Genomic DNA, 9,797 nt, shown 5'->3' on the forward strand with positions numbered 1-9,797 from the left:
GCTCCGTCCGGCACCTCCCCGCAGCGGGCGAGGTGCGACATGATGGCCCGACTGCACGAAGCGGGGGACGGCATGGCGCGGAGCACCGGAGCGGACGGCTCCCCACGCGAGAGAGGCGGGACGGACGAGGGCGGCACCGACCCGCGCTACCACGCGGGCTTCCAGCGCGGCTACGACGGACGCGAGGCCGAGCGGCGCGGCAGCGGCGAGGAGCGCCTCCGCTCCCCGTTCCTGTCGGGCGGGACCTCGGGCATCGGGCGATCGGCCGGTCGGCGAGGTGGCGGGTCCGCTCCCGAGCAGGAGGACGTGCGATCGGTCGGCGGCCCGACCGGCTCCCGAGTCTCCGGCCGACGGACCGCTCCGGAGCGCGCGAGAGCGGCGGTGCGGGCCGTCCCGACACCCGCGGAGCCGACCGCGCCCCGACCCGCGGAGCCGACAGTCCCACTCCCGACCGAGCCGACCGTCCCGCTTCCCACCGAACCCGACCCCGCTCCCGGCGACGCGGCACCCGACTCCGGTGACCGTCACGACGCGACCGACACCGACCCCCGCCCCGCTGTCTCCACTCGCCGCATCGCCGGAGCCCTGGCGGTCGTCGGCGGCGTGAGCGTCCTCGTCGGACTCCTCGCCCTCTGGAACAGCTCCCACAGCTGGTACGACTACTCGCCGTCGCAGAGCGCCTTCGGGCCCGAGCAGTACCTCCGCGTGCTCAGCGACAACGCGATCGGACCGTTCCTCACCGTCGGCCTGATCGCGCTCGGCCTGGCGGTCGTGGTGCCGCTGCTGAGGGCTCCCCGCCGATGAAGCGGGTCCGCCTGCTCTGGGCCGCCGCCATCGCGGTCACCGTCGTCCTCTGGGCCGCAGTGCTCGCGCTCCCGGTCGTGGTCCTCCTGCTGCCGAACCAGTACCAGGGCGATTCGATCACGGTCCCGCCGGAGCTCTACGTGCGGCAGGCGCTCGCGATGGTCGCGCCGCCGCTCCAGACCGCCGCCCTGGTGATGCTGGGGGCGCTGATCGTCGTCGCGGTCGCGCGGCGCCCGCCGGCGAAGGCCCGTACGACGGACGCGGCGAGCGGCTGGGACGACGCCGTGCTCCTCGACCCGGACGGCCGCGAGCAGCACGGGACGGGCCCCGCAGGCCGCTGAGCATCCGCTGCAGGATCGGAATCCGCCTCCCGGGGAGCACCCGCTGCTCCCCGGTCGGAAGCCGCTCCTCCGGACGCACCCGCCCCTCACGCCCGCAGCAGCTGGAACCGCTCCCGCGCCGCTCCGCCGGCGACGAGGTCCGCGAGCAGCTCGCCCAGGACCGGACCGAACGTGAAGCCGTGCCCCGAGAACCCGGTCGCCAGAGTCACGCGGCCCACGCGGTCGATCACGAAGTCCTCGTCGGGGGTGCTGTCGTAGAGGCAGCTGATCGGAGTGGCGCTCGCCGCGTCCACGCCCGGGATCCACTCCGCGACGTAGCCGACGAGGCGGGCGAGCGCTCGGGGCTCGGGTTCGAAGGTGCGCTCGTCCGGATCGACGACGACACCGGTGCCGTGCTCGCCCACCTTCACCCCGACTCCGGGCGTCGCGAGCCCGTAGACGACGGGCAGGCCGGGGCGGTGGTGGGCGAAGCTCGGCCAGGAGTCGAGGGGCAGGTCGGTCGCGAAGTGCGCGGGCTGCTCCTGTGTGACGCGCAGCGGAGGGAGGCATCGGCCGGCCGCGCGGACGAGGCCGTCCACGAGGGGCGGCGTCCAGGATCCGCCGGCCACGACGACCGCGTCGGCGTCGAGGGCGCCGTCCGAGGTCAGCACGCGCACGTCGTCGGCGCGCTCCTCGATGCCCAGCACGCGCGTCCGCGTCCGGAGGACGGCGCCGCGTCCGAGGGCGGAGTCGAGCATCGCGTCGATCGCGGCCGCCGCGTCGAGGCGTCCGCCCTCGGGGTGCAGCAGGACGTCGGTCTCGAAGCGGAGTCCCGGCCAGCGCCGTTGCGCCTCGTCCGCCTCGATCCGCACCACGGGGATCCCGTCGCGCAGGAGGACAGCCTCGACGGCGGCCAGGACGGCGGGGTCGCCGTGGTCGATCCCGCCGACCGGGTGCAGCAGGCGGCGGCCGGTCTAGGCTTCGAGCCGTGCCCAGGCGCGCCCGGCCCGTCCGGTGAGGGCGCGGTAGTCGTCCTCGAGGTAGCCGCGGCGGAAGATGCGCGTCTCGCCGTGGGACGAGCCGCGGTCGTGGCCCCGCTCGAACTGCTCGACGAGCACCACGCGATCGCCGCGCTCGGTGAGGGCGCGGGCTGTCGCCGCTCCGACCAGGCCGGCTCCGACGACGACGACCTCTCGGGTCACGGGGTCTCCCGGGAGGCGCGGCGCACGCCGAGCAGGACGACCAGGCGGAGGAACCCGACGAGTCCCATGCCGATCAGTGCGGCGATCAGCATCAGCACGGCGACACCGGCCACCCAGGTCGTGTCGCCCGTCACCGACTGCGCCGCGAACTCGGTGCAGAACAGCGCCAGCCCGGCGTAGCTCAGGATGAGGACGGTGATCGTCCCGGGACGGCGGAGGCGCTGCGCAGGCGTCCGCCAGAGGGCGGGCGGCTCGAGCCAGCGGCGCAGCAGCCGGATCACGAGGGTGCCGACCAGGCCGAGGAAGCCGGCCGCGATCAGGATGATGCCCGCGCCTCCCAGCCCCGACGCCTCGACGCCGGCCAGCTCGAGGGCGATCCCGATCGCGACGCCGACGGCTCCTGCGCCGCCCGCGATCATCGCCGCCCACACTCCGAAGCCGCCGCGGAGGACGCTCTCACGCTCGGGACGTGACGGGTCGGCGTCCATCGGACGCTGCTGACGCGGACGGATCGGCGCAGGGGGAGCCGACGCCGGCGCTGCTGCCGGAGCGGCCGCGGCCTCGGACACGCCCCAGACCGGAGCGGCGTCCGGCGTCTGCGACTCGATCACGTTCTCGCGCACCGGCACGTAGCGCAGCGGCGCGTCGATCCGCACCTGCGGGCGCCCGCGCACGACGATCGTCGCCCCCAGGTCGGCCCCGCGCTCCAGCGCGACGGGTCCGAGGAGGAGCCCGACCGCCGGATCGATCCGCCACGCGTCCGACCGGGGAGCCGACCCGTACCACTCCGCTGACACGGCTCCGCCGAGGTCGACCGAGATCGGCCGCCCGTCGCTGTAGCTCGTCACCGGCACGAGCGACCGGCCGGAGTTGCGCACCCGCGCGCCCACCCGCCACCAGTCGTCCCCGGCGTGCGTCAGCCGCACCTCGACGTCGACCAGCGACGCCGGCACCGCCCGCCGTCGTCCGATGACCACCGCGACGACCGCGAGCCCGGCGATGACCAGCCCGCCGAGCAGGCCGACCACTCCGATGAAGATCTCCATGGGAGCAGTCAAGCAGGCGCGGGTCGCCGGCGCGGGCGCGACGAGGTGGCCTCCGGGAGGCTTGATCCCGACCGTCGACGCTGTCGCTCCGCGCGGCCGCCCCGTTCCCGACGCTCCGCCCGACCGTCGAGCCCGGAGCGGGTCACTCCGCATACTGAGGAGGCGCGTCGCGTCGACCGCATCGCGGGTCTCATCGCAGGAGGGTCGATCATGCGCCACTGGCCTACGTTCCCCGTGCGCCGGCGCCCTCGTCGACGGGCCGGTGCGATCCTCGCTCTGCTGGGAGCTGCGGCGCTCGCCGTCGCCGCCGTCGCGCTGTCGGACACGGCGGGAGGAGGCGGACCGGAGGCGGTGTCCTCCTCGGCCGGTGCTTCTGCGGCGTCGAGCAGTCCCGCTGCTCCCGCGCCGAGCAGCCCCTCGGCGGACGTCGAGCCGTCCGCTCCGGAAACGGAGCCGTCCGCTCCAGAAACGGAGCCGTCCACTCCGTCCCTCGCGACGCTGGCCGCTCTCCCCTCGGTCGAAGGCCCCGCCGCCGTCCCCTACGACCGCGACCTCTTCGGACAGGCGTGGTCGGACGTCGACCGCAACGGCTGCGACACCCGCAACGACGTCCTCGGCCGCGACCTGCTCGCCCCTGTGTTCAAGCCCGGCACCCGCGACTGCAAGGTCCTCACCGGCACCCTGATCGACCCCTACGACGGCACCTCGGTCGCCTTCGTCTCCGGGACCGACACTTCCCGCCTCGTACAGATCGACCACGTCGTCGCCCTCGGCTGGGCCTGGCACCACGGCGCCTGGTCGTGGGCGGACGACCAGCGCCTCGCCTTCGCGAACGACCCCGCGAACCTCGTCGCCGCCTCCGAGCAGACCAACCGCGCGAAGAGCGACGCCGGCCCGGGGGAGTGGCTGCCACCGGCCGCGGAGCTGCGCTGCGGGTATGTGGAGCAGTTCGTGGAAGTGCTCAGCGAGTACGGGCTGGGGGTCGGGGCGCAGGACCGGGAGGCGGCGGAGGCGGTGCTGGCGGGGTGCGGGGAGTGAGGGGGAGAACCTCTTTCCTCTGATGGAGGGTCGTCCCGACGCCGCAACAGCGGCAGACGCGACCGCATTAGCGTCTTTCAACTCTGGCGATAGTGAGTAATGATCTCTTCCGTGACCTCTTTTCTGGGACCTATGCGGCACAAAGTTCGGCAGTTACGCAAAATGAGTAACTCTGTCGCTAACACGAGTGCACCTCGACAGAACGCGCTCCGAGCATTCCTAGTCTCGCGAGATGCCTCCCGTTACTCCCGCCACACTCTCACTTGAACTGGGCGTTTCTCAGCGTCGAATCCGAAGCCTCCTCCGCTCCTCCTACGGAACTCTTCCCGCTGAGGAATCTCGGTGGGATCTGACCGAAGAGCAGGCGGAGGCTGTCCGCTCCCGTCTGCTTCGACGAGACACCACCGAGCGTCGGTTCACCTTGGAAGTGGGCGACCAGGTCCTCCGGCGTGATATCCACCGCGCCTACGGAGGGCAGCAGCAGCAGGGGATCGTGACGCCGCGAGCGCTCCGTGAAATCTTCATCTTCACCGATCCGGCGAAGGGAGCTCGATACGGCTACGACCGGTTCGAGGGACTTCGCGAGGACGGGTCCTACTCCTACACGGGAGAAGGGCAGGTCGGTGACCAGGTTTTTCTTCGCGGCAACAAGGCTCTCCGGGACGCGGCGCAGGATGGGCGGGTGCTTCGGCTGTTCACGGTGCAGGGAACGAGCGTGACCTACATCGGTGCCTTCACGACAGGGACTCCGACCTACCGGTGGGAGATCATCCCGGACACCGAAGGGACGCAGCGACGCGGCATCATCTTCACTCTCCTGCCGCTTGCGGCGGACATCACTCGGCTGCCGACCTACGGTGGCACACAGGAGTCCGCCGCCTCGCTCGGCGACTGGACGCCTCCCGAGCACTCCGACATCGTCATCGCGGGTGCGGATGTCAGCCCTCTCGATGACCGGGTCGTCTCCCGAATCGAGTTCGAGCTGCAGTCCGACTTTGGGCTCTGGCTGACCGAGAACGGCACGCCGCCCAGTCGTCTGACGCTCCCGGTCGGCAGCTCACGGGTCGAGCCGGACCTCTACGTCCGATCGAGCGGCTGGATTGTCGAAGCCAAGAAGTCGACCGCCCGGTCCTTCGTCCGCATGGCCATCGGGCAGGTGCTCGACTATGCCCATCTTGCGCAGCGCGAGGGCTACGCGGCAGTCCCCGTCATCCTGCTTCCCGGTCGCCCGGAAGAGGACATGCTGGATCTCATCCGCAGCCTCTCGATCATCACAGCGTTCAGGTCTGACGAGGGCTTCGACCTCATCGATCCCTAGAGGAAAGAAGCCGAACGGCCGGCAGATCGGGGTGGGCCCACTCCAGTCCGGGGAGTTCGCTCGGAAGGAGCCAGAGGAGTTGGTCGTGGTCGGTGCTCTCCGTGGGGCGTGGGCCACGAACCACGGCTCGGAAGCAGTGCAACCGAATGGTGAGAGCGCCGACCTCCGTTTCGTCTGACGTCAGCTTGGGGCCGACCTCGATCTCCACGCTCAGCTCCTCGCGGATCTCCCTCGCGAGGGCGACTTCAGCCGTTTCGCCAGGTTCTCTCTTGCCGCCGGGAAATTCCCAGAGCCCGCCAGCCGCCTTGTCCGCCCGCCGACGGCAGGCAAGAATACGGCCGCGATCGCTGATGACCGCCGCAACGACGTCGAGAGTGTCCACGTGTCCATCATGCCGACACCGGTGCAACAACCGCCCGTACGCGATGGCCGTGCGCACGCCCCCCTCTTTGACGCCCCACCCGCCCCCGTGTTACGTTCGCACTCGGACATGTGACTGGTCGTGCAGGCAGGATCCGACGAAACGCGTATTGAGCGTCGTCGGGTCCTTTTTTTGTGCCCGGACGCCTCCTGACGCTCCGCCGGAGCACCGATGACGGTGCCGGAGGGGGCGGGGACGGCGACGGACGGCCGGGCAGCACAGCGCAGGGAAGCGCGCGTCCCCACACACCCGGAGGAGTACCGATGAGTACCCAGGAGAGCGCGAAGGCGATCCTCGAGCACGTCGGCGGCGCCGCCAACGTGGCGAAGCTGCAGCACTGCTCGACCCGTCTGCGGTTCGCGCTGGCGGACGACGCGAAGGCCGACGTCGAGGCGTTGAAGGCGGTGCCCGGCGTGATCGGCGTCGTCACCGGCCCGCAGACGCAGGTCATCGTCGGCAGCGGCGTCAGCGAGATGTACGCGGCGGTCGAGAAGCTGCGCGGCGGCACCACCACGTCCACGGCGCGGGCGAAGCAGCCGCGGTCCCTCAAGCGCCTCGGAGCGACGATCATGGACTTCGTGGTCAGCGTCTTCACGCCGATCATCCCGGCCATCGCGGGCGCCGGCATCTTCAAGTCGTTCCTCGTCCTCGCCTCGGCGCTGGGCTGGCTCGACCCCGCCTCCGACAACTTCAAGCTGCTGTCCGCCATCCCGGACGCGGTGTTCGGCTTCCTGCCGTTGCTCGTCGCGTACACGAGCGCGAAGAAGCTCGACGTGAACCGGCCGCTCGCGCTCGGGCTCGTCGGCGTCCTGGTCTTCCCGGCGTTCACGACGCTGCTCAACCAGGAGGGCGGCGTCGCGCTCTTCGGCATCCCGGTGCCGGTCATCGCCTACAACGCGCAGGTGTTCCCGGCGATCCTGGCCGTGCTGCTGCTCTCGGTCGTCGAGCGCTTCTTCACAAAGCACTCGTGGGGCCCGATCCGCACGTTCTACGTGCCGCTGATGTGCCTCGTGATCGTCGCTCCGGCCACGATCTTCCTGCTCGGCCCCCTCGGCTACTGGCTCGGCTCGATGCTCACCGGCGCGATGATCGGCCTCTACGGGGCGCTCGGCTGGGTGGCCGTCGCGCTGCTGGCCGGCGTGCTCCCGCTGATCATCTCGGTCGGCATGCACAAGGCCTTCATCCCGCCGACCATCGCGACGATGGCCAGCGCGGGGAAGGACACCTTCTACCTCGCCTCCTCGCTCGCCCACAACGCGGCGGAGGCCGGCTCCAGCCTCGCGATCGCCCTGCGCACCAAGAGCGCGACCCTCCGCGCCACCGCCTTCTCGGGCGGCCTCTCGGCCCTCTTCGGGATCACCGAGCCGGCGCTCTACGGCGTCACGCTGCAGAACAAGCGCGCCCTCGTCTCCGTCATCACGGGCAGCGTTGTCGGAGGCGCCTACATCGGCGCCACGCAGGTCGCTGCGTTCGCGCTGGTCAGCCCCGGCGTCGCGAGCATCTCGATGTTCATCGACGGGCTGAACCCCTGGAACCTGCTCAACGCCGTGATCGGCCTGCTGATCTCGGTCGCCGTCTCGTTCGTCGTCTCCTTCGTCATCTGGCGCGACGACGCCTCCGCCAGCGTCCAGGCGCTCGGCGACGTGGCGGCCGACGCCGGGAGCCCGCTCGCGCTGCAGGCGCCGCTCACCGGCTCCGTCATCCCCCTCTCGGAGGTTCCGGACCCCGTGTTCTCGGCCGGCGTGCTCGGCGAGGGGCTGGCGATCCGCCCCACCGACGGAGCCGTCCGGGCGCCGTTCGCCGGCGAGGTCATCGCGCTGCTCTCCTCCCGCCACGCCGTGGGGCTGCGCCGCGCGGACGGCGTCGAGGTGCTCATCCACGTCGGCATCGACACGGTGCAGCTGGACGGCGCGCCGTTCGAGGCGCACGTCGCGGTCGGCGACCGGGTCGAGGCCGGACAGCTGCTCCTCACCGCCGACCTGGCCGCGATCACCGCGGCCGGCTACGACACCACGACCCCGGTGCTCGTGACCAACTCCGCCGAGTACACCGTGCTCGTCGAGGCCGCCGAGCGGATCACCGCCGGCGACCGGATCATGACCGTGACGCAGAGAGAGAAGGAGCTCGCCGATGGCGCTTCCTGACGGATTCCGATGGGGCGGCGCCCTCGCCGCCAACCAGGTCGAGGGCGCGTGGCGCGAGGGCGGACGCGGCCCGGCGGTCAGCGACGTCGCCTCCTACAAGCCGAAGGCGGACCCGAAGGAGTACGCGATCCACCACCGCAACACGGTGGAGAGCATCGCGGCGGCGATGTCCGACGACGACACCGAGTACTACCCCAAGCGCCGCGGCATCGACTTCTACCACCGCTACCCCGGCGACCTCGCGCTGTTCGCCGAGATGGGCTTCACCACCCTCCGCGTCTCGATCGCCTGGACCCGCCTCTACCCGACAGGGGAGGAGGCGGAGCCGCTCGAGGAGGGCATCGCCTACTACCTCGCCCTCTTCACCGAGATGCGGCGCCTCGGGATCGAGCCGCTGGTCACGCTCTCGCACTACGACCCGCCGCTCGCGCTCGCGCTGAAGCACAACGGCTGGGTCGACCGCCGCACGATCGGGCTGTTCGAGCGCTTCGCCCGCACCTGCTTCGAGCGCTTCGGCCACCTCGTCGACATGTGGCTGACCTTCAACGAGATCGACGGCATCATCCGCCACCCGTTCACCTCGGGCGGGATCATCGAGGAGACCGTCGAGGGCAGCGTGGAGCAGGCCTGCTACACGGCCCTGCACCACCAGTTCGTCGCCTCCGCCTCGGTCACGAGGACGCTGAAGGAGCTGTGGCCCGAGTCGCGGATGGGCTGCATGCTCACGATGCTGACCACCTACCCCAACACCTGCCACCCCGACGACGTCGCGGCGACGCAGGCCAAGGAGCGGATGCTCTACCTCTGCACCGACGTCCAGGCGGGCGGCGCCTACCCGCGCCTGGCGCTGCGGGCGCTCGAGAGCCGCGGGGTCGAGATCCCGTTCGAGTCGGGCGACGTCGAGCTGCTGCGCGAGCACCCGGTCGACTTCATCTCGTTCAGCTACTACATGTCGATGACGGAGTCGGTCCGCCCCGACGCCGAGCGCACCCCCGGCAACACGGTCCTCGGCGTCAAGAACCCGTTCCTCGAGTCGAGCGAGTGGGGCTGGCAGATCGACCCCGTCGGGCTGCGGATCTCGCTGATCGACCTCTACGACCGCTACGGCAAGCCGCTGTTCATCGTCGAGAACGGGCTCGGGATGCGCGACGAGCTGACCGAGGACGGCCGGGTCCACGACCCGTACCGGATCGACTACTTCCGCGCGCACTTCGAGCAGATGATCCAGGCGGTGGACGAGGGCGTGGAGCTGCTCGGCTACGTGAGCTGGGCGCCGATCGACCTGATCAGCGCCTCCAGCTCGCAGATCTCGAAGCGCTACGGGTTCGTCTATGTCGACATGGACGACCTCGGCCACGGCAGCACCGAGCGCTACCGGAAGGACTCGTTCTTCTGGTACCAGAAGGTCATCGCCTCCAACGGCGCGGATCTGGGATGATCCTCCTCTGCCCGGAGGCGCCGTCCGGCTCTCCGGGCAGAGGCCCCGCCACCCCCACCCCAGCCC

8 protein-coding genes and 1 pseudogene are annotated in these 9,797 nt (G+C 71.1%); 6 read left to right on the forward strand and 3 right to left on the reverse strand.

What is annotated here, in order from left to right:
- Positions 1-39: 39 nt before the first annotated feature.
- Positions 40-804: a hypothetical protein gene (locus tag C5C71_RS17900; protein WP_181065658.1), complete on the forward strand. Its 765-nt coding sequence runs from the start codon at positions 40-42 to the stop codon at positions 802-804.
- Entirely contained in the window at positions 801-1,145 is a 345-nt protein-coding gene (locus C5C71_RS06535; protein WP_104287726.1) for a hypothetical protein, read from the forward strand. The genes C5C71_RS17900 and C5C71_RS06535 overlap by 4 nt, the downstream gene beginning before the upstream one ends.
- Positions 1,146-1,231: 86 nt before the next feature.
- Here C5C71_RS06535 and C5C71_RS06540 read toward each other — a convergent pair.
- Both C5C71_RS06540 and C5C71_RS06545 read right to left on the reverse strand, forming a co-directional pair.
- Positions 1,232-2,326: pseudogene (locus C5C71_RS06540) on the reverse strand (FAD-dependent oxidoreductase).
- Entirely contained in the window at positions 2,323-3,372 is a 1,050-nt protein-coding gene (locus tag C5C71_RS06545) for a hypothetical protein (protein ID WP_104266677.1), read from the reverse strand. Before C5C71_RS06545 ends, C5C71_RS06540 begins: the two are co-directional and overlap by 4 nt.
- A gap of 210 nt (positions 3,373-3,582) precedes the next feature.
- Here C5C71_RS06545 and C5C71_RS06550 point away from each other — a divergent pair, with 210 nt between their 5' ends.
- Positions 3,583-4,410: an HNH endonuclease family protein gene (locus tag C5C71_RS06550; RefSeq protein WP_104337362.1), complete on the forward strand. Its 828-nt coding sequence runs from the start codon at positions 3,583-3,585 to the stop codon at positions 4,408-4,410.
- A gap of 427 nt (positions 4,411-4,837) precedes the next feature.
- Entirely contained in the window at positions 4,838-5,728 is an 891-nt protein-coding gene (locus C5C71_RS06555) for a hypothetical protein (RefSeq protein WP_258063190.1), read from the forward strand.
- On the opposite strand, the gene C5C71_RS06560 is transcribed toward C5C71_RS06555, so the two are convergent.
- The gene (locus C5C71_RS06560; protein ID WP_104268542.1) at positions 5,715-6,110 is read right to left on the reverse strand and encodes a (deoxy)nucleoside triphosphate pyrophosphohydrolase; all 396 of its coding nucleotides are present in this window, start codon (positions 6,108-6,110) and stop codon (positions 5,715-5,717) included. The two genes, C5C71_RS06555 and C5C71_RS06560, sit on opposite strands and share 14 nt — an antisense overlap.
- Before the next feature lie 302 nt (positions 6,111-6,412).
- Between C5C71_RS06560 and C5C71_RS06565 the strand changes: the two genes are divergently transcribed.
- Together C5C71_RS06565 and C5C71_RS06570 are read left to right on the forward strand one after the other, a co-directional pair.
- A complete protein-coding gene (locus C5C71_RS06565) occupies positions 6,413-8,293 on the forward strand; it encodes a beta-glucoside-specific PTS transporter subunit IIABC (RefSeq protein WP_104328883.1) in 1,881 nt (626 codons plus the stop codon).
- A complete protein-coding gene (locus tag C5C71_RS06570; protein WP_104337363.1) occupies positions 8,280-9,731 on the forward strand; it encodes a glycoside hydrolase family 1 protein in 1,452 nt (483 codons plus the stop codon). Before C5C71_RS06565 ends, C5C71_RS06570 begins: the two co-directional genes overlap by 14 nt.
- Positions 9,732-9,797 lie beyond the last annotated feature (66 nt).

This window comes from Rathayibacter sp. AY1C1 (genome assembly GCF_002932105.1).
Classification (GTDB): domain Bacteria; phylum Actinomycetota; class Actinomycetes; order Actinomycetales; family Microbacteriaceae; genus Rathayibacter.